We start from the raw sequence: 19,278 nt of genomic DNA on the forward strand, positions 1-19,278 counted from the left end.
AAATCGGTATTGGTTTAAGACCCGTCGGCCATTCTATAAAGACCTCACAAAATAAAACGAGAGGTTTCATGAAGCCGCGCCTGCATTGTGCCCGCCTTGCCCTGTTCCTGTGTGGCTGCGCGGCGTTTCTTAATCTCTATGCGACCCAGAGCATCCTCGCGACCTTCGCCGCGCAGTTTCATATCAGCGCCAAGGACGCGGGCTGGAGTATCACGGTCACCACTTTGGCTGTGGCGATTACTGCGCCCTTTGTCAGCCGGCTGACCGGCCGCTTCCCACAGCGCACGGTGATCGCCGTGGCCGCGCTGCTGTTGGCGGTGCCCGCGCTGATGACCGCCTATGCCGGCAGTTTTGGCGAAGTGTTGGTGTGGCGGTTTGTGCAAGGCATGTTGATACCTGTGGTGTTTGCCACCAGCGTCGCCTACATCGGCGACCGTTGGAGTGGCGGGACGGTGACTGAAGTCACCAGCCTGTATGTGGCGGGCACCGTGTTGGGCGGGTTCGCCGGGCGCTTCGTCACCGGAGTGATGACGCAATACGTCGGCTGGCGGGAAGCCTTCGAGTTGCTGGCGGTATTGAGCCTGATGGTCGGTGGGTTTATCCAGTTTCTGTTGCCTGCCAACCGGCCTCGAACCGAGCGGCTTAAAGCCGCTTCCTCTGGTGTTTTGCGTAAACCCTTGTTGGCTGCTTACGCCGTAGGTTTTTGCGTGCTGTTCTGCCAAGTCGCGGCATTTACTTACGCGGGTTTGTACCTTGGCCTGCCGCCGTTCAACCTGGGGCCAGCGGCCTTGGGGACGCTTTACATGGTGTTTCTGCTGGCCTTGATCGTGATTCCCATCGCCGGGCGCCTCAGCAAAGCCAGGCCTCACGCCGAGCTGCTGGCGGTCGCCGCCGCGCTTGGCGTCAGCGGTTCGGCGCTGACCCTGGCGCCGTCGTTGTGGTGCATTGTGGTGGGCCTGGCGCTGAGTTCCACCGGCGTCTTTCTCGCCCAGGCCGCCGCCAATGCCTTCATCAGCGCCACAGCCGGTAACCACAAGTCGGGCGCCGTGGGGGTTTACCTGACCTGTTATTACCTGGGCGGCAGTTGCGGTGCCATCGTTCCTGCGTTGATCTGGGAACGTTGGGGCTGGGCCGGCTGCGTGGCGCTGATTATCGGCTTTCAATTGCTGACCCTGCTGATCGCCCTGACCGGTTGGAAGCCGCTTAAACCTGAGCTGATCCAGGCACCATGAACGACTCCGTCGCCGTGGCCGCCCGCGAAACATCCACTCGCCGCCGTTCGCTGATTGCCGGTTGCAGCGCCCATGCCGTACACGATGGGCTCACCGACGTTATCTATGTGCTGCTGCCAATCTGGCAAGCGCAGTTCGCCTTGTCCTACGCCCAGATCGGCCTGTTGCGTGGCGCCTACCCCGGGATGATGGCGGTGTTCCAACTCATGGCCAGCCGCGCCGCCACACGCTGGGGCCGCGTGCCGCTGCTGGTGGGTGGCACCGCGCTTGCGGGTCTGGCTTACTTATTGGTGGGACAAGCCACCGGGCTGTGCCTGTTGCTGCTGGCGTTGCTATTGGGTGGGCTGGGAGCGAGCACCCAGCACCCGCTGGCGTCCTCGATGATCACCGACGCTTATGAGGCCGGTGGTGGCGTCAAGCAGGCGCTGTCCCAGTACAACTTTTCCGGCGACATCGGCAAAACCCTGATTCCTGGGTTGGTTGGCCTGCTACTGACCGTCATCAGCTGGCGCGTCAGTGCGACACTCCTTGGGTTGCTCGGTCTGGTGGCAGCAGGGCTGCTGTGGTGGTGGGTGCCTGCTCCCGTTTCCGAATCCGCCGCTGCAAAAAAAGCCAAGCCGCTCAGTGGGACGGGCTCCGTCACAGGTCTGCGTGCATTGATTCTCACCGGCACCCTTGATAGCGCCGTGCGCATGGGGTTTCTCACGTTCCTGCCATTCCTGTTGCAGGCCAAAGGTGCTGGCACAGCGGGCATCGGCCTGGCCCTGACTATGCTGTTCATCGGCGGTGCATTCGGCAAATTGCTCTGCGGCTACCTGGGTGCCTGCGTCGGCATGATGAAAACCGTCTGGCTGACGGAAACCAGCACAACGCTGCTGATCGTCGCAGCCGTGTACCTGCCGCTGAGTGGCTTGATGGTGATGTTGCCGGTGTTGGGCCTGGCGTTGAACGGCACGTCTTCGGTGCTCTACGGCGCAGTGCCGGACCTGGCGGGGGCCGGCAAACGCGAGCAGGCGTTTGCAGTGTTTTACACCGGCACGATTGGCGGCGGAGCGCTGGCGCCGGTGGTATTTGGCGCAGTGGGCGATGCGTTGGGTGTGCCGGTGGCGGTGGTGGTGCTGGCGGGGATGTTGTTGGTGACGTTGCCGTTGGCGTGGGTGGTGCAGCGCGGTTGCGCGCCTCAAATAGTCGAGTGATTGCTGGAGTGTCCAGACCGGGCCAGTAGATCAATGCCAAGTGAGTGAAGCACCTTAAGGACTGTTTCAAAACGAGGTTTAGCGCCAGGGGCAAATGCTTTGTACAGACTCTCGCGACCCACGCCTGCATCGGTAGCAATCTTCGTCATTCCACGGGCTTTGGCCACGTAGCCTATTGCACGGAGGAACTCTTCGTTGTCGCCGTCAGCCAGAACCTGAGAAAGGTATTCGCTAATGGCCTCATCACTGTCGAGCAGCTCGGCCATATCAAATGTCGTCAGTGTTTGAGCCATGATCAAACCTCCTTTGCTAATTTTTTTGCTCGCCAGATATCGGTATCTTGTGAAGACTTGTCGCCACCTGCCAGCAATATGATGATTTCTCTGCCTCGCAGGGTGAATAAACGCGATAACCCACACCAACGTCTATCCGCATCTCTGAAATGCCGCCGCCCAGCGTCTTGAAATCACCCAGATTTCCCATACTGGCTCTCTTGATGCGTCGCGCAATTGCGATTTTTGCTCGCAGGTCGCGCATTGCGGAGCGCCAGGTAGTGAAGGTTTGGGTTTGCTGGATCAAATAGCTCACGGAGCCCCACAGGTTTTGACTGTATCCACTTGGATACTGCTTGGCAATAAGAATGTTTTTGTCGAAGGCGGGGGAGAGTGATGCGAGGGCGTGCTGGTTTCAAACCTTCTTCAAGGTTTTCCTATTGCCAAAATTTGCAGTCTGAAGGCGAACGCTAGAACGGCTATGAATTTTGCGGCATTGCCTACACAACGATCAGAATCGTCTGAGTTAGGTGTCTCGGTCGACGTCTTTAAGGTTTGTCTGCCGCTGCCTATCAGCGGTCGAGGCCTGTAGCTCGATCTGGGGCCGGGGAGTCAAAAACCGCAAAGCGCCTTAAAGAGACGAAGCCAACGTAAACGGAATACGCAACGCGCCGATTGCCCCTTCCCGTACACCGCACATTTCATCGTGCACGCAGTGTTGCACCAGCACACAGGGAAACGGCGGAACGCGTTGCAACAGGTCGCGCAAATGCGTGGTGGAGCCGATGCGCATCGGCTTGGCGTCCTCGCCCAAAAGCGTCATCTGGACATGATCCAACCTGACGCGCGCGATGTAGAAACCACCCTCCAGCGACAGCAGTTCCAACTCACGAACTTCTCCTTTTTGCGCCAATTCGGTCAGCATTTGCAGATTCATGATTCGCCCTCACTTCGGGTCGCTCACTGGCGACGAAAGAACAACGTGACCTGGCCCCATTCGACGCCGAACTTGGTCATGCTGGAACGGTTGATCAAGGTGTCTTCGTCCATCAAGTACATCCAGTCATCAAAGCTCACTTCGTAGATTGAGCCATCCACCGGCAGGTTGAGTCGGTAACGCCAACGCAGTGCGTTGCCCGCCACTTCGCCAATCGCCTCGCCGACCACATCACCTGCCCGACCGCGCCAGCGCCCCGGGCCATCCGGTGTCAGCGTCCACACCCGCTGTTGGCGCGTGCCATCGCTGTACAGGAAACGCTCGTCGAGAATCAAGGCGTTGCCCTCGCGCCGGCTGGCGATATTGACCTCAAAGCGCTTGGCCACTTCGCCCGAACGCTTCTGGAAAATCCCCCAGGCCTTGACGGGCTTGCTGAAGAAACGCTCCAGGTCCAACTGCGGTTGCTGGTCTGCGTAGTGGGCCACTTCGACGTTGCCGCAACTGCTCAAACTCAGCGCCAACAACAATGAAACCAGTAGACGTGTCATTGCCCGGCTCCGTGATCATGCGCGGCGAAGCGCCAACGCTTAGCACTGATACTTGTACAGAAATATTGATTTGTACAGGTTTGTGCGAAAAGAATAACTGAGACCTCAAATCACGCCCATAAAAAAACCGGCCACTGAGGACCGGTTTCTTTATGCATCTCCCGTCAGAACCCTCCTGACGCAAGCGCAAAATCTGAGTGGAGCGGGTAGAGGGAATCGAACCCTCGTCGGAAGCTTGGGAAGCTACTGTTCTACCATTAAACTATACCCGCTCAGAGCGGCTGACTTTGTACCAGATGTTCGCCGGGATTTGAAGTTTTTCTTCGAAAAATGTGTGAGTTGCGTTCATCAAGCGGGTGTGGGAGCTGGCTCGTCGGATCGCCGCACCACGACGCCTGCATCGCGGGCAAGCCCGGCTCCCACATCAGCGGTTAGTTCAAATCGCAAAGGCATGCTGCGTCTGGCCCTGGTGATAGCGCAACCGGCTGACCTGCCGCTCGGGTTTCAAAAAGCCGACCACCGCGTCCCGGCTGTCCCGGCACGCCGCCTTGTGCTCCATATCCAGAAAGTGCCCGGTGGCCTGGATGGTGCTGAAGCTGCTCTTGGCCACATGCTGGCCAAACAGCTTGGCATCTTCGGCGCTGGTGTATTCGTCCCATTCGCCATTTAAAAACAGCACCGGAATGTCGATTTGCCGGGCTGCTTTGAGGTAGCACAGCCGGTCGCTGTTGAGTACGTGGCTGATGTGAAAGTGCATCTGCCCGTATTCGTGCTCGGCCAGGTTGCTGACGTGTTTGTAGTTGAAACGTTTGAACAGCGACGGCAGGTGTTTGCCGATGGTGCTGTTGACCAAGTGGCCGACGCGGTCGCGGTCGAGGTTGCCGAGGTAGTCGACGCCGCGTTCAAGGTAGTCGCGCATCGGTGCGTTGACCACCGGAGAGAACGAGCTGATCACCGCCTTTTCCACGCGGCGCGGGCGCTCTGCGAGGGCTACCAGAGTGGCAGCGCCGCCCCAGGAGAACGACAGCACGTGTTCGGCGGCGAAGCGGTCGATGAGTTCCAGCAGAATCTGGCCTTCGACTTCCTTCGTCAGCATCTGCTCGTGGCGGTTATGGATTTTGGAGCGGCCAGCGTAGGGCTGGTCGTACAAAACCACATTGAATTGCGGGTACAGGCTTTTCACGGTTTGGGCGAAAGAGGCCGTGGTGGCCATGGAGCCGTTGACCAGGATGATGGTCTTTGCCGCAGCATCCGCGCGATAGAACTCCGTGTAAACCCGATACTGACCCTGTATATCCAACACAGCGATTTCTGGCCTCATGTCGTAAGACTCCTGGCAAGCGGGTAGGGCGCGCAGATCAGTCTGCACACGCTTTATGACAGGTAGGCATACGCCTGGAAGATGAGCGCCCATGTCGGCCCGATGACGGCTGGCCGACGGCTGTTGTTAGGGCGGGCTGTTTGCCGCAAAGGCCCGTAGATCAAGCGCGGGCGGGGCAAGGTGTTTCTTGGAGGTTATAGGCGACTCGCCAGTCATATTTTGGCTGGCGTCTTGATTCAAGCAGCACAGACGCCAGGTCGCAAGGCGCCGAACTGGTTTTTTGCCATCACCGGCCGAACGGTCATCAGACCCTTCGGATTTCGTTGTCAGTCAGTGCCCGATATTCGCCCGGCGCAAGCGCATCATCCAGCACCAACGGCCCCATTCGCTCACGGTGCAGGCCGATCACCTTGTTATTAAAGTGCCCGAACATGCGCTTCACCTGGTGATAGCGGCCTTCGATGATGCTCAGCCGCGCGGTCCTTGGGCCCAGTAGCTCAAGTTCGGCGGGTTGGGTGGTGAGGTCTTCAAACGCAAAATACAGGCCCGCAGCAAACGTCACCGCGTACTCAGGGGTGATGTCTTGTTCGGTTTGCACGAGGTAAACCTTGGGCAGTTTGGTCTGCGGTTGGGTCAAGCGGCGCGACCACTGGCCGTCGTTGGTGATCAGCATCAGCCCGGTGGTATTGAAATCCAGACGACCGGCGATGTGCAGTTCGTCCTTGTCCGGCACATCCAGTAAGTCGAGGACCGTGGGGTGTTGCGGGTCGCACGTGGCGCTCACACAGCCTTGGGGTTTGTGCAGCATGAAATAGCGCGTTGGTTTGCCGACTTGCAGCACTTCATCGTCAACACACACGCAACTGAACTCACGCACTTCGTGGTGTGGATCGCTGACCGCCACGCCATCGACCGTCACCCGTCGCTCAACCAGCAGTAAGCGCACTTGCTGGCGATTGAAACGCGGCAGGTTGCTGAGGAAACGATCAACGCGCATTACTTAGGCGCAACCCCACGCAATTGCGCATCCACCTGGGCACACCGTGGGCATAGGCAGGCGGTGTTGCGCAGTTCATCCGGCAGCGCTTGGAGCACCGCTGGGTCGATGGTGACGCTGTAGCACCAGCAGGCTTGGTCGGCGGTGCGCGGGTCGGCCAGGGTGCAGTCGTTGCGAGCACCGCAGGCGGGGCAGAGGGTTGGCGTGGTCATGTCGGTTCGGGCTGTATCGCGCAGTTTCCAGCACGATACAGCGCCGCCCCGCTATTGCAAGCTGTGCAGGTAGGCGCGCCAGCCGCCGAAGTGGCTGATGTCCACCGCGCCCGCCAGGCCGTAGGGTTCGCAGATGAAGCCGGTTTCCCAGCGCCCGTCCGCCAGTTGCACCTTGCCAAGGCCCAGTGGCGCGGGGATGCCGGTGAGGAATGAGCCGAGTTCGCGGCTCGGCACTTCCCACACCTCAACCTCGACGGCCACGCCGCCTTCGCTCACCCGCAGCATGCCGGGGCGATAAGGCGGCCCGCCAGCCAGGGCGAACAGTTGATAGTCCGCCGAGCTGTGGGTGCGCTCCAACAAGCGTGCACCACGGCGCACTAATTGGCCGTTCAGCGCCAGCCCTTGCAGGTGTGCGCCACACACCACCAGCCGCGTCATGTCATGGCTGGCGTTGCCTGTTGGCGCGCCGAGCGATGCATCCTGCTGGCGCTGCAGCGCATCGGCCACGCCCAGCAGGTATTGATCGGTAAATGCGCGACCAAACAGCGTCACGCCCCAAGGCAACCCGTTGTGCATAAAGCCGCTGGGCACGGCGACGGCCGCGTAATCCAGCAGGTTCATGAAGTTGGTGTAATAGCCCAGTTCGGCGTTGCGCAACACCGGTTCGGCACGCAGTTCTTCCAAGGTGACTGGGCGGGCGATGGTCGGCGTCAGCACGCAATCGAGCCCTTCCAATAACACATCACATTGGGCTTTCAAGGCTTGCAGACGGTACTGCGCACGGAAGGTGTCGACACCCGTCACCGCCGGCGCCTTGGCCAACACGGCACGGATCACTGGCAGCACCGCTTCGGGCTCACGCTCCATCAGTTCACCGGCCACGCTGTAGCGCTCGGCCACCCATGGCCCTTCATAGAGCAGGCGCGCGGCTTCGAGGAAGGGTGACAGGTCGAGCGTGACCGGTTCGCCGCCGAGGGCAATCACGCGGGCGATGGCCTGCTGGAACAGGGGTGGGCCTTGCTCGCAGCCGAAGAATTCCAGGTCCTGAGTGCGCGGCACACCAAAACGAAACGGCCTCGGTGCACCGAACGCGCAGGCGTCATTCCACGCCGGGTTCTGGCGGCTGTAGGCGTCCAGCGGGTCGAGCTTGGCGGTCAGCGCCAGCAACTGGCTGGCCTCGCGCGCGGTGCGGGTAAAGGTGGTGACGCAATCCAGCGTACGGCACGCCGGCACCACGCCCGCCGTGGAGATCAGGCCTTTGCTCGCCTTGAGCCCCACCAGGTTATTCAACGCCGCCGGCACCCGGCCGGAACCGGCGGTGTCGGTGCCCAGGGCAAAACTCGCCACACCCAGGGCGACGGCCAACGACGACCCCGCACTGGAACCGCCCGCTGGATATTCCGGCAATACACTGTTGGGGCAGGCGCCATACGGCGAGCGGCTACCATTGAGCCCGGTGGCGAACTGATCCAGGTTGGTCTTGCCCAGCGGCACCGCGCCCAGGGCGATCAGTTGCTCGACAATCGTCGCACTGCGCGTCGGTACATAAGCAAACGCCGGGCAGGCCGCCGTGGTCGGAATGCCTACCAGGTCCATGTTGTCCTTGATCGCAAACGGCACGCCGAACAACGGCAATCCGGACGGCTCGCGAGCGTCCAGTGCCGCCAGGTACGGCTCCAGTTCCGCCACGCTGAGCAGATGAATAAACAGGTGATAGTCAGGGTTCAGTTGCGCGGCTTTTTCGCGCAACTGCAAGAGTAATTCGCGCGGCGTGGTATCGCCGCTGAGGTAGGCATTGCGCAGGTTGTCCAGTTGCAGATTCATGGCTTGTCCGCCTGTTGAAAAAGAAAAGTCAGTCACGTTCCAGCACCACCACCCGTTGCCCGGCGCCAATGCCGCTGCCGGGTTGCACCGGGATCTCGCGCACGGTGCCGGCGAAGGGCGCCACCACCGGGATTTCCATCTTCATGGACTCAAGAATCACCAGCACCTCGCCGGCTGAGACCCGATTCCCGGTAGCCACCTGAACCTGCCAGAGGTTGCCGGCGATAGGGCTGTCGACGCTGACCTCGTTGGCCAGCAGCGGGGTGTCTTCACCGATGGGCGCAGCCAGCTCTTCACTGTCGTAATGCGCCTGGCCGCTGGCGATCCAACGCTCGCGCTCGGCATTAAAAGCCTGCTGCTGATGCTCGCGAAAGGCGCCGATGCTCGACGCTTCCCGCGCCAGAAAAGCCTGGTAATCCGCGAGGTTCAACTGGCTGTGCTCGATGCTCAGCGCAAAGCGCCCCAGCGGGAAATCGCGGCGGATCTGCACCAGCTCATCAGCACTCACCGGGTAGAAACGGATCTGGTCAAAGAAGCGCAACAACCATGGCTTGCCATCGAACGCCGCGACTTCCCGGTAGCGGTTCCACATCTGCAGCGTGCGCCCCACAAACTGATAACCGCCCGGGCCTTCCATGCCATAGACGCATAGGTAAGCACCGCCGATGCCCACCGAGTTTTCGGCGGTCCAGGTGCGGGCCGGGTTGTATTTCGTGGTCACCAGGCGATGACGCGGGTCCAGTGGCGTGGCGACCGGCGCGCCGAGGTACACGTCGCCCAGGCCCATCACCAAGTAGCTGGCGTCGAATACGGTGTGGCGCACTTCGTCGAGGTTCGCCAGGTCGTTGATACGGCGGATGAACTCCAGGTTGCTCGGGCACCACGGCGCGTCTTTGCGCACGGTGGTCATGTATTTTTCGATGGCCAGTTGGCAGGCCGGGTCGTCCCACGACAACGGCAAATGCACGATGCGCGACGGCACTTGCAGGTTTTGCGTGGCGCACACGGCGGCCCATTCGGTGGTGATCAGCGGCAGCAGCTCGGCCAGCGGCAGTTGTTCGGGCTGGTAGTGGATTTGCAGGGAGCGAATGCCCGGGGTCAGGTCGATCACGCCGTGCAGGGCGCGGGTTTGCAGGGCCTGCATCAGTGCGTGTGCGCGAAAGCGCAGCACCAGGTCGAGTTCGGCGGCGCCGATTTCCAGCAGCAGGTGGGTGTCACCGGCGAGGCGAGCGACGAGGCGGGTGTTGTCGTGGCCGGTGTCCAACACCACTGGCGACTCGATCAAATGTGGGCGCGGGCTTGCTCGCGAATGCATCACCTCGGTTTGACTGACAGACCGAGCCGTCTGCATCGCGGGCAAGCCCGGCGCCCACATTTGATCCCAGTTCAGGGCGAGATCGCGGGCGGTTTTGAGGTCGACCGGTTCGAAGCGAATTTTGTCACCCGCCTTGAGTTGCCCCAGCTGCCACAGGTCCGCCTCAATCACCGTCACCGGGCACACAAACCCACCCAGGCTCGGCCCATCCGGCCCGAGGATCACCGGCATATCCCCAGTAAAATCCACCGCCCCAATCGCATAAGGATTGTCATGAATGTTCGACGGATGCAGCCCGGCTTCGCCGCCGTCCGTGCGCGCCCATTCAGGCTTTGGCCCGATCAGCCGCACGCCGGTACGGCTGGAGTTGAAATGCACTTCCCACTGGGTGGCGAAGAAGGTGTCGATGTACTCAGGCAGGAAATATTCAGGCGCACCGTGCGGGCCATAAATGACCCGCAGTGTGCGCACCTCAGCCAATGGTTCAGCCATCAACTGCTGCCCGGCGTTGACGTCTGCCAATGGCAACACGTGCAACACATCACCGGCCCGCAAAGCACGCCCGCCATGCCCGCCAAACTGACCGAGCGTGAAGGTGCTTTTGCTGCCCAGATAGTCGGGCACTTGCAGCCCGCCGCGCAGGCACAGATAGCTGCGTGCACCGGCGCCTGCGAGGGTGCCAAGGCTCAACATCGACCCGGCCTCGATCAATAGCGCGGTATTCATCGGCGCTGTCTGGTCATTCAACAGCAGCGGGATTTCTGCACCGGTGACGGCGATGACCGCCGCGCAATTGAAGCGCAGCAGTGGCCCACTCATGGTGATTTCCAAGGCTGCTGCGCCGTCGCTGTTGCCCAGCAAACGATTGCCCAAACGCAGCGCGCGACTGTCCATCGGCCCTGACGGCGGCACGCCCACGGCCCAGTAGCCGAGGCGGCCAGGATAATCCTGCACACTGGTTTGCGTGCCGGCGCTGAGCACTTCAACGGTGTCGGCGGTGTAGACCAGATCTTCCAGGCAGCGCGTCCATGGGCGGCCGCTGGCGAAGGGCGCGGCGAGCAGGATCTGGCGCAGGTAATCGCGGTTGGTTTCCACGCCATAGAGCTGGCTGTCGCTCAACGCCTGATGCAGGTCCATACGTGCCTGTTCGCGGCTCGGCGCCCAACTGATGAGCTTGGCGATCATCGGGTCGAAGTACGCTGGGATCTCGCAGCCAGCTTCCACCCAAGTGTCGATCCGTAGGCCTGCGGCAACCGGGAAGTCCACGCGAGTCAACAGCCCCGGGCTCGGCTGGAAGTCCTTGCCTGGGTCTTCCGCATACAGCCGTGCCTGAATCGCATGGCCATGGGGGTTCAAAGCCAATGTATGCAAAGGCGGCATTTCACCGGCTGCCAGCAGCACCATCCAGCGCACCAGGTCCACGCCCCAGACTTGCTCGGTCACGCCGTGTTCCACTTGCAACCGGGTGTTCACTTCGAGGAAGTAAAAGCGGCCATCGGCGCTATCAAAGATAAATTCCACGGTGCCGGCGCTGCGGTAATTTACGGCCTTGGCCAGGGTAATGGCGGCCGCGCACAAGGCCTCGGCCATGCCGTCGGGCAGGTTCGGCGCCGGGGTTTCTTCGAGGACTTTCTGGTTGCGCCGCTGCACGGAACAGTCGCGCACGCCGAGGGCGATCACTTCACCTGCGCCGTCGCCGAACACCTGCACTTCCAGGTGGCGGGCGTGCTGGATGTACTTCTCGATGAAGACACCGGCGTCGCTGAAATTGTTCTGCCCCAGGCGTTTGACCGCCTCGAACGAGTCGCCCAACTCGGCCGCGCTGCGGCACACGCGCATGCCGATGCCGCCACCGCCGGCGGTGCTTTTGAGCATTATCGGGTAGCCCACCATATCGGCCGCCAACAACGCAGCGTCGAGGCTGTCGAGCAGTTCGGTGCCTTCCAGCAAGGGGATCTGATGTTGCTTGGCCAGAGTGCGCGCGGTGTGTTTGAGGCCGAACACGCGCAACTGTTCAGGCGTCGGCCCAACGAAGGCAATACCGGCGCTTTCGCAGGCTTGCGCGAAGGCGGCGTTTTCCGAAAGGAAGCCGTAGCCGGGGTGGATGGCCTTGGCGCCACAGGCCTTGGCGGTGGCGAGGATTTTTTCCACCGCCAGATAGGTGCCGGCCGCCGCGCCTTCACCGAGGCTGTAGGCCTCGTCGGCTTGCTGGATATGCAGGCTGGCTGCGTCAGCTTCGGCGTACACGGCGACGCCTTTGACCTGGAGCTCGCGCAAGGTGCGCAGGATGCGACAGGCGATGGCGCCACGGTTGGCGATCAACAGTTTTTCGAACATGGCAAAACCCTGCGGGCCGTCCCGCATGTGGGGGTACGCGCCAGGGTCGTCCATGGCGCCAATCTTTGGAGTTGATGGTGATCAACTGTGGGGGCCGGGCTTGCCCGCGATGGCGGTGGGTCTGTCACCTTATTTATTGGCTGATTAACCGCCATCGCAGGCAAGCCAGCGCCCACAGGGAAGCTTCATTGTTTTTGCATGCACTGCCCCGCTCGGGCCTGGCACAGGGCGAACAACCATTTACGCAACCGCTTCATTTTCAGTTCCATACCAGTAACTCCGCAGGGGTCGGGTTGTAGGCGTTGCAGGGGTTGTTCAATTGCGGGCAGTTGGAAATCAGCACGATCACGTCCATCTCCGCGCGTAAATCGACGTACTTGCCGGGCGCGGAAATACCGTCTTCAAAGGTCAGCCCACCGTCGGCTGTGACCGGCACATTCATGAAGAAATTGATGTTCGGCCCGATGTCGCTTTTACCCAGGCGGCCATCGTGGGCGCAGGCGCGCAGGTAGTTGTCTCGGCAGCTGTGCATGTAGCGTTTTTCCAGGGCGTAGCGCACGGTGTTGCTCTCTTGCGCGCAGGCGCCGCCGAGGGTGTCGTGGCGCCCGCAGGTGTCTTCGACGAGGGTCAGCATCGGCTGGCCGAGGTTGGAATACAGCACGCTGCCGGTGCTCAGGTACACGTTGTTTTGCCGACGCAGGGTGCGTTGCACGTCGTAGCGTTCCTTGGGGTTTTTGAGGCTGTAGAACAGCGTGTCGACGGCCTGGTTACCCTCAAGGTCAAGGATGCGCAGGGTCTGGCCGGCCTTGACCTCCATCAGCCACGGCTCGCCGGCGGGAATGGTTGCGCGGTACACCGCCGCATCGGGTTGTTTCAGTGCGATAGACATGGCAGCTCCTCAAGCGAACAGGCGGTCAGTGTTGATAAAGCCGCGCGTGTTTTCCGGGCGCGACGTGCGGCAGTGTTCGGCGACGCTGGGGGCCGCGTTCATCCAGCTCAGCTTCAGCGGTTGCGGTGCGTAATCGGGGTTGGGGTCCATCGGGTGTTGCAGGGCGGTGAGCACCACCAGCGTGTCCATCGGTGCGTAGAGCTCGATGTAGTCGCCGGCCTTGGAGTTGCCTGGCACAAAGTGCAAACCGCCGTCGCCGTCCACGCTGACGCGGCTGAACAGGTTGAGGGTCATCAACAGGTCGCAAAGCCCCAGGCCCCACTTGCCCAATTCCACCAGCAGGTTGTCGGTGCCGTTGCGGTAGAAGCCGTTGCGCAGTTCCTGATAGCGGCCCTTGCCATATTTTTCGGCCACCTCGGCGGCGCATAACACCCCGCCAATGCTGTCACTCCAGCCGCAGGTGTCGGCGGTGATGGCGGCCAGCACGCGGCCCATGTCCGAGTACAGGCAGTGGCCGCGGGTGAGCTTGGCGGTGTGTTGGCATTTGAGGCTGTCGGGCAGGTTCAGGCGTTCGGTTTTTTCATTGGCGTTGAGCAGCGTCAGGCTGACGTTGGCGCCGCCACGAATGTCGGTGAGGCGCAGCAGTTGGCCGCGCTTGAGCACGAAGGAACGGTGGCCGCCGCCGGGTAGCATTTCTTCGGCGAACGGCGCAAACAGTTGAGTGGAATCGGTCATTGGGCTGTGGCTCCAAGTTCGGCGGCGAGCGCTTTGCGGCGCGCGCTGTTCAAAGGGATGTCGTAGGTAATGCGGGCGCCATAGGCACCGGGGGCGTGGGGGTCGACGCGGACCTTGTCGAACACCAGCAAGCGCGTGCCGAGGCTGAAGCCTTCGCTCAGGTCGTGGGTGACCATGAACACCGTCAGCCGGGTTTCGCGCCACAGCGCCAGCAACAGCTGGTGCATGTCCTTGCGAATGCCCGGGTCGAGGGCGCCGAAGGGTTCGTCCAGCAGCAGCACGCGGGGCTTCATGATCAGGGCTTGGGCGATGGCCAGGCGTTGCTGCATGCCGCCGGAGAGCTGCGCCGGGTACTTGTCCAAGGCGTGGCCGAGGCCGACTTTTTGCAGCAGTGCGGCCGCCTGTTCCCTGGCGTGTCTTTTGGCTTTGCCGAACAGCCGGCCCAGCAGCGGTGAATGAGGCAGTTCAAGGCCCAGGGCGACGTTGTCCAGTACCGTCAAATGCGGGAACACCGAGTAGCGTTGGAACACCACGCCACGGCTGGCATCCGGCTCGGCGGCGAGGGCTTGGCCGTCCAGCAGGATCTGGCCTTTGCTCGCGGTTTCCTGGCCCAACAGCAGGCGCAGAAAGGTGGATTTGCCGCACCCGGAGGTGCCGACCAGCGTGCAAAACTCACCCTCCTTGACGTGCAGGTTGAGGCCCTCCAGCACCACTTGGTCGCCGTAGCGCTGCCACACATTGTTGACGCTGATAAAGCTCATGCCCGCGCTCCTTCGTACCAGGGGAACGCACGGCGGGTGAGGGTTTTCAGGCCCCAGTCCATCAGCCAGGCGAGCAGGGTGATCCACACCACGTAAGGCAAGATCACGTCCATCGCCAGGTAGCGGCGTACCAGGAAAATCCGGTAGCCCAGGCCGTCGGTGGAGGCGATGGCTTCGGCGGCGATCAGGAATAACCACGCCGAGCCGAGCATCAGCCGCAGCGAAATCAGCAGGCGCGGTAGCAGTTGCGGCAACACCACGCGCAGCATCAGGGTCCAGGTGGAGGCGCCGAGGGTTTGCGCTTTTACCAGCAGTTCGATGGGGATTTCCCGTGCGCGCTGCTCAAGGTCACGCGCCAGGGCTGGGGTGATGCCGATGACGATCAGCATCACTTTGGACAATTCCCCCAGCCCGAACACGATGAACAGAATCGGCAGGATCGCCAGCGGCGGCACCATCGACAGCACCGTGAGCAACGGCGACAACGGCGCGCCAAACAGCGGCAGCGTACCGGCGGCAATCCCCAGGCACAGGCCGGCGAGGGCGCTTATTCCTAAGCCGATGGCGAGGCGGCGCAGGCTCGACGCGCTGTCTTGCCACAGCACGTACTCACCGGTACGCGTGTCGGCGCTGAACGCCAGGCGTTTTACCGCGTCGCCCATTTGCACGGCGCTGGGCAGCAGCTTGTCGTTGGGGTTGTCTGCCAGGCGCTCGGCCGAGCCCACGAAGTAGGCGAACAGCAGCAGGGCGAACGGCAGGATCACCAACAGCAGGCGACTGGAGCGTTCCGGGTGACGGTTGATCAGGCGCATGGCCGGGTCCTCTTACAGCGTGCCGTCGGCGGCCATCTGCACATAGCGGGGGTCGAAATGCAGCTTGAGGTTGGCGGTGTCGCCGCTGGTCACGCCATTGGCGAAGCTCATGCCCACGGCGCTGGTGTCCTTGGCGCCCTCACCGAGCAAGCCGTGCTGGAAGGAGAATTCGGCAACTTTGCGCATGGTGGCGGGCAACTGCGCACTGGTGGCGAAGGCGAGGGCTTCCTTGGGCGTGGCGAACAGCTTGGTGGTGTCCAGTTGCGCCTGGAAACCCTTGAGGTCGGTGCCCGACGCTTTGGCCATATGCTCCAAGGCTTCGGTGCTGGCGGCGTTTTTGGCGTTCATCAGCGCGACCACTTCAAACCAGGCACCGGTGAGCGCTTTGCCCAGGGCGGGGTTGTCTTTGAGGGTTTGGGTGTTGACCACCATCATGTCCATGATTTCGCCGGGCACTTTGCTGGAGTCGAAGACTTGCGTGACACCGGGCTTGGCCTTGATCTCGCAGAGCATCGGGTTCCAAGTCGTGACGGCTTGCACTTGATTGGTGTTGAAGGCAGCGGCGATGTCGGCGTCGGAGGTGTTGACCACTTTCAGGTCTTTTTCGGTGAGGTCAGCCGATTCCAGTGCACGCGCCAGCAGGTAGTAGGACACCGAGAGTTCCACCAGGTTGACGTTCATGCCCTTGAGGTCGGCCACGGTCTTGCCGGTGCCTTTGATCACCACGCCATCGTTGCCGTTGGAGAAGTCGCTGACCACCAGCGCGGTGCTGTCCACGCCACCGGCGGCGGGGATGGTCAGGGCGTCCATGTTGGTCATGGTGCAGCCATCGAATTGGCCGGCGGTGTACTGGTTGATGGATTCGACATAGTCATTGAGCTGCACCATGTCGATCTTGATGCCGTACTTCTTGGCCCACTTGTCGAGGATGCCCTGGCTGCCGGCGTACTCCCACGGCATCCAACCGGCGTAAATGGTCCAGCACACACTGAAGTGGTCTTTGCTGGCGGCTTGGGTCTGGAAGCTCAACACGGCGGCGAAAGCGGCGGCGAGCAGGGCGGGTAAACGGGGTGTTGGCATGGGGTTTCTCCAGTTGATCATGGGCGGGCAGGGAGCAACGCGGCACCGTGAACGGTGGCTTGTCTCCCGGGCTTTTATCCCGCCGTGTAACCTCAACTGGAGGTCGCCAACTCTCGGACCAGCCACTCGCGTCAAGCGAGCCGGAACCCTAGTCAGCCATTGCAAATTGTGGTGCCGCGAACCTGTGATGAAGCCTGCACGGGTTAGCCAAAGCGAGAGTCGTGCCAAGTAGGCCGCGAGCCTTTAGACCGAAGGTTTGCGCGAGGAGGGTGAGGGGCAGGGGGCTTGGGCTGCGTTGTGCTGGTGCGCTGGCGCACTGCAATGAAGCGCTCGCTTCGTCTGAAACAGATGTTTCAACCTGTGTCCGAAACGCACCAGATTCGGTTTTTGATGTCAGATATTTCGTCATTCAATGAAAGACGAATGCCGCCCTTCAGCGTCGCTGAAGGTGCTCTCAAGCGGTCCAGGAGGCCGCCATGTATCGACGACTGCTTCTTAGCGCTTTATTCGGCCTGACCCTGTCTGCGTGTGTGCCCTATTACGATGGCGGGGGTACTTACTATCGCTCTGAGGTCTACACCACTCCGGCCCCGGCCTATTACTACGGCGGCGGCCCCAGTTACCACTATGGGCGTGGCTACTACGCGCCGCCACCGCGTTACTACCCGGCGCCGCGTTATTACCGGCCAGCGCCGGGCTATTACCCAAGGTCTAATTACCGGCCGTACCCGAACCAAGGCTGGGGCGGCAACCGTTGGGGCAATGGCGGTGGGCATAACCAAGGCGGCAACCGTGGCGGCGGCCACGGTGGTGGTCACCGTTAGACGTCGGATAAGTCCGCCAGTGGGTGCCGACCTTCCCAGGCCTTGTGGAAATGCGCTTGCACCACGGCCTCGGGAATGGTGTTGATATCCGGCCAGTGCCAATGGGGCGTCTGGTCCTTGTCAATCAACCGCGCGCGCACGCCTTCGGCGAACTCCGGGTGACGGCAGCAGTTCAGGCTCAGGGTGTATTCCATCTGGAACACCTGGGCCAGGGACAGATGCCGGGCGCGTTGAATCTGCTCCCAGACCAGATGCGCCGTCAGCGGGCAGCCTTCGCTGAGGGTCTTGCCGGCGCGGCTGAACAGCGGGTCTGCGTGGTCGCGCAATGGGCTCAGCGCGCGCCAGGCACAGCGCACATCACCGACGTCCAACCATTCGTCGATCTGTGCACGGCGGGGCAGCCATTGCGCCTCGGGTTGCTGGCTGACCGCTTCCTGGGCCAGTGCCTTGAGCAGGCTGTTGAGTTGCATCGCGGTTTGTTCCTGCCAATTCAGTTGCAGCAGACCTTCGATTAATTCTTCTTGCTGGTCATCGCGCAGGAAACGGTCGGCCAGGCCCAGGTCCAGGGCGTCGCGACCATTGATGTGCGCGCCGGTGAGGCCAAGGAACACGCCGAGCTTGCCGGGCAGGCGCGACAGGAACCAACTGGCGCCCACATCCGGGTACAGGCCGATGCTGATCTCGGGCATCGCCAGACGGCTGCTCGGTGTCACGATGCGCACCGCCGCGCTTTGCAGCAGGCCCATACCGCCGCCCAACACGTAGCCGTGGCCCCAGCAGATCAGCGGCTTGGGGTAGGTGTGCAGGCGATAGTCGAGGCGGTATTCCGCCGCGAAAAACTCTGCGGCCAGGGTTGGCACAGCGCCGGGCTGTTCACGGCAGGCCTGGGCCAGGCTGCGCACTTCGCCGCCGGCGCAAAAGGCTTTGGGGCCATTGCCGCGTAGCAGCACACAGGCGATGTTCGGGTCTTGGGCCCAGGCATCCAGGCGATCGCCCAGGGCCAGGATCATCGGCAAGGAGAGCGCGTTGAGAGACTTTTCAGCATCCAGGCTGGCAATGCCGATGCGGGCACCGTCGCTGCCGGTCAGCTCTTCGAAGTGCAGGTTCATCGTGACCTCAATCGAGAAAGTGAACGATCAGTATGATCGCTTCAACAGAAAGTGCCGGTTGTGTGTCAGATCAATTGACAAGCGGGGTCGGCTTTCCTAGGGTTCGCCCATTCTTTTTTACACGACGAACACACCATGACCGAAGGCGACCGTATCAAACTCGAACCCAGCTGGAAACACGCTCTGCAGGATGAGTTCGAACAGCCCTACATGGCTCAACTGCGCGAGTTCCTGCGCCAGGAACACGCCGCCGGCAAAGAGATTTACCCACCGGGCCCGCTGATTTTCAATGCACTCAACTCAACGCCGCTGGACAAGGTCAAGGTGGTGATCCTCGGCCAGGACCCGTACCACGGCCCAGGCCAGGCCCACGGCTTGTGCTTCTCGGTGCAACCGGGCGTGCCGACGCCGCCCTCCTTGGTGAATATCTACAAAGAGCTCAAGCGCGACCTGAACATCGACATCCCCAACCACGGTTGCCTGCAAAGCTGGGCCGACCAGGGCGTGCTGATGCTCAACACCACCATGACCGTGGAACGCGCGAATGCCAACGCCCATGCGGGCAAGGGCTGGCAGTTCTTTACCGACCGGATTATCGAAGTGGTCAGCGCGCATCAACCGCACTTGGTCTTCCTGTTGTGGGGCGCCCACGCGCAAAGCAAGCAAAAACTGGTGGATGCGACCAAGCACCTGGTGCTGACGTCGGTGCATCCGTCGCCGCTGTCGGCGTATCGCGGGTTTTTGGGCTGCGGGCATTTCAGCCGCACCAACAAGTTTCTTGAGCAGAATGGCGAGACGCCGATTGAGTGGCGGTTGCCGCCACTCTAAAGCTCAGCACAGTCCAATGTGGGAGCTGGCTTGCCTGCGATAGAATCAC

At 61.7% G+C, this 19,278-nt stretch carries 18 protein-coding genes, 1 tRNA gene, 1 pseudogene and 1 riboswitch; of the genes and pseudogenes, 4 read left to right on the forward strand and 16 right to left on the reverse strand.

Annotated features, from left to right (window positions below; all coding sequences use genetic code 11):
• Window positions 1-68 precede the first annotated feature (68 nt).
• Both ACI77I_RS16830 and ACI77I_RS16835 read left to right on the forward strand, forming a co-directional pair.
• Entirely contained in the window at window positions 69-1,232 is a 1,164-nt protein-coding gene (locus tag ACI77I_RS16830; RefSeq protein ID WP_406997997.1) for an MFS transporter, read from the forward strand.
• On the forward strand, window positions 1,229-2,428 hold the full coding sequence (locus ACI77I_RS16835) for an MFS transporter (protein WP_406997999.1): 1,200 nt from the start codon (window positions 1,229-1,231) through the stop codon (window positions 2,426-2,428). The genes ACI77I_RS16830 and ACI77I_RS16835 overlap by 4 nt, the downstream gene beginning before the upstream one ends.
• Here the strand turns inward: ACI77I_RS16835 and ACI77I_RS16840 are convergent.
• The 15 genes and pseudogenes from ACI77I_RS16840 to ACI77I_RS16910 all read right to left on the reverse strand — a co-directional run bounded on the left by ACI77I_RS16840 (window position 2,413) and on the right by ACI77I_RS16910 (window position 16,468).
• Window positions 2,413-2,721 (reverse strand): addiction module antidote protein, encoded by a 309-nt coding sequence (locus ACI77I_RS16840; RefSeq protein WP_094951019.1) that lies wholly within the window; start codon window positions 2,719-2,721, stop codon window positions 2,413-2,415. The two genes, ACI77I_RS16835 and ACI77I_RS16840, sit on opposite strands and share 16 nt — an antisense overlap.
• A gap of 2 nt (window positions 2,722-2,723) precedes the next feature.
• Window positions 2,724-3,016, reverse strand: a pseudogene (locus ACI77I_RS16845) (type II toxin-antitoxin system RelE/ParE family toxin).
• Between the two features lie 315 nt (window positions 3,017-3,331).
• On the reverse strand, window positions 3,332-3,637 hold the full coding sequence (locus tag ACI77I_RS16850) for a DUF6482 family protein (protein WP_094951018.1): 306 nt from the start codon (window positions 3,635-3,637) through the stop codon (window positions 3,332-3,334).
• A 23-nt stretch (window positions 3,638-3,660) separates the two neighbouring features.
• Window positions 3,661-4,185 carry a DUF3833 domain-containing protein gene (locus ACI77I_RS16855; RefSeq protein ID WP_094951017.1) on the reverse strand — a complete coding sequence of 175 codons (525 nt, stop codon included), beginning with the start codon at window positions 4,183-4,185 and terminating at the stop codon, window positions 3,661-3,663.
• Window positions 4,186-4,383: 198 nt separating this feature from the next.
• Window positions 4,384-4,457, reverse strand: a tRNA-Gly gene (locus ACI77I_RS16860).
• Window positions 4,458-4,621: 164 nt separating this feature from the next.
• Window positions 4,622-5,506: an alpha/beta fold hydrolase gene (locus ACI77I_RS16865; RefSeq protein WP_406998000.1), complete on the reverse strand. Its 885-nt coding sequence runs from the start codon at window positions 5,504-5,506 to the stop codon at window positions 4,622-4,624.
• A 304-nt stretch (window positions 5,507-5,810) separates the two neighbouring features.
• Window positions 5,811-6,503 (reverse strand): 16S rRNA pseudouridine(516) synthase, encoded by a 693-nt coding sequence (locus tag ACI77I_RS16870; protein WP_406998001.1) that lies wholly within the window; start codon window positions 6,501-6,503, stop codon window positions 5,811-5,813.
• Window positions 6,503-6,715 carry a cysteine-rich CWC family protein gene (locus ACI77I_RS16875; protein ID WP_094951014.1) on the reverse strand — a complete coding sequence of 71 codons (213 nt, stop codon included), beginning with the start codon at window positions 6,713-6,715 and terminating at the stop codon, window positions 6,503-6,505. Before ACI77I_RS16875 ends, ACI77I_RS16870 begins: the two co-directional genes overlap by 1 nt.
• A 51-nt stretch (window positions 6,716-6,766) precedes the next feature.
• The gene (gene atzF / locus ACI77I_RS16880; RefSeq protein ID WP_406998002.1) at window positions 6,767-8,539 is read right to left on the reverse strand and encodes an allophanate hydrolase; all 1,773 of its coding nucleotides are present in this window, start codon (window positions 8,537-8,539) and stop codon (window positions 6,767-6,769) included.
• Between the two features lie 28 nt (window positions 8,540-8,567).
• Window positions 8,568-12,191 carry an urea carboxylase gene (gene uca, locus ACI77I_RS16885; protein ID WP_406998012.1) on the reverse strand — a complete coding sequence of 1,208 codons (3,624 nt, stop codon included), beginning with the start codon at window positions 12,189-12,191 and terminating at the stop codon, window positions 8,568-8,570.
• Window positions 12,192-12,450: 259 nt separating this feature from the next.
• Complete coding sequence (locus ACI77I_RS16890) at window positions 12,451-13,080, reverse strand: urea amidolyase associated protein UAAP2 (RefSeq protein ID WP_094951012.1); 630 nt, start codon at window positions 13,078-13,080, stop codon at window positions 12,451-12,453.
• Window positions 13,081-13,089: 9 nt separating this feature from the next.
• Window positions 13,090-13,815, reverse strand: coding sequence for an urea amidolyase associated protein UAAP1 (locus tag ACI77I_RS16895; RefSeq protein ID WP_094951011.1), 726 nt, complete (start codon window positions 13,813-13,815; stop codon window positions 13,090-13,092).
• Window positions 13,812-14,576: an ABC transporter ATP-binding protein gene (locus tag ACI77I_RS16900; protein WP_406998004.1), complete on the reverse strand. Its 765-nt coding sequence runs from the start codon at window positions 14,574-14,576 to the stop codon at window positions 13,812-13,814. The genes ACI77I_RS16895 and ACI77I_RS16900 overlap by 4 nt, the downstream gene beginning before the upstream one ends.
• Window positions 14,573-15,388 (reverse strand): ABC transporter permease, encoded by an 816-nt coding sequence (locus ACI77I_RS16905; RefSeq protein ID WP_094951009.1) that lies wholly within the window; start codon window positions 15,386-15,388, stop codon window positions 14,573-14,575. Before ACI77I_RS16905 ends, ACI77I_RS16900 begins: the two co-directional genes overlap by 4 nt.
• Window positions 15,389-15,400: 12 nt before the next feature.
• Window positions 15,401-16,468 carry a putative urea ABC transporter substrate-binding protein gene (locus ACI77I_RS16910; RefSeq protein ID WP_406998005.1) on the reverse strand — a complete coding sequence of 356 codons (1,068 nt, stop codon included), beginning with the start codon at window positions 16,466-16,468 and terminating at the stop codon, window positions 15,401-15,403.
• 61 nt (window positions 16,469-16,529) lie between these two features.
• Window positions 16,530-16,631, reverse strand: a riboswitch (guanidine-I (ykkC/yxkD leader).
• 313 nt (window positions 16,632-16,944) lie between these two features.
• Between ACI77I_RS16910 and ACI77I_RS16915 the strand changes: the two genes are divergently transcribed.
• Window positions 16,945-17,292: a hypothetical protein gene (locus tag ACI77I_RS16915; protein WP_406998006.1), complete on the forward strand. Its 348-nt coding sequence runs from the start codon at window positions 16,945-16,947 to the stop codon at window positions 17,290-17,292.
• Here ACI77I_RS16915 and ACI77I_RS16920 read toward each other — a convergent pair.
• The gene (locus ACI77I_RS16920) at window positions 17,289-18,401 is read right to left on the reverse strand and encodes an enoyl-CoA hydratase/isomerase family protein (protein WP_094951006.1); all 1,113 of its coding nucleotides are present in this window, start codon (window positions 18,399-18,401) and stop codon (window positions 17,289-17,291) included. The genes ACI77I_RS16915 and ACI77I_RS16920 overlap by 4 nt on opposite strands.
• A 135-nt stretch (window positions 18,402-18,536) precedes the next feature.
• On the opposite strand from ACI77I_RS16920, the gene ung reads away from it, so the two are divergent.
• Window positions 18,537-19,229, forward strand: a complete 693-nt coding sequence (ung, locus tag ACI77I_RS16925) for a uracil-DNA glycosylase (protein ID WP_094951005.1) — start codon at window positions 18,537-18,539, stop codon at window positions 19,227-19,229.
• Window positions 19,230-19,278: the final 49 nt, after the last annotated feature.

It is taken from the genome of Pseudomonas sp. D47 (assembly GCF_045447305.1).
GTDB lineage: Bacteria > Pseudomonadota > Gammaproteobacteria > Pseudomonadales > Pseudomonadaceae > Aquipseudomonas.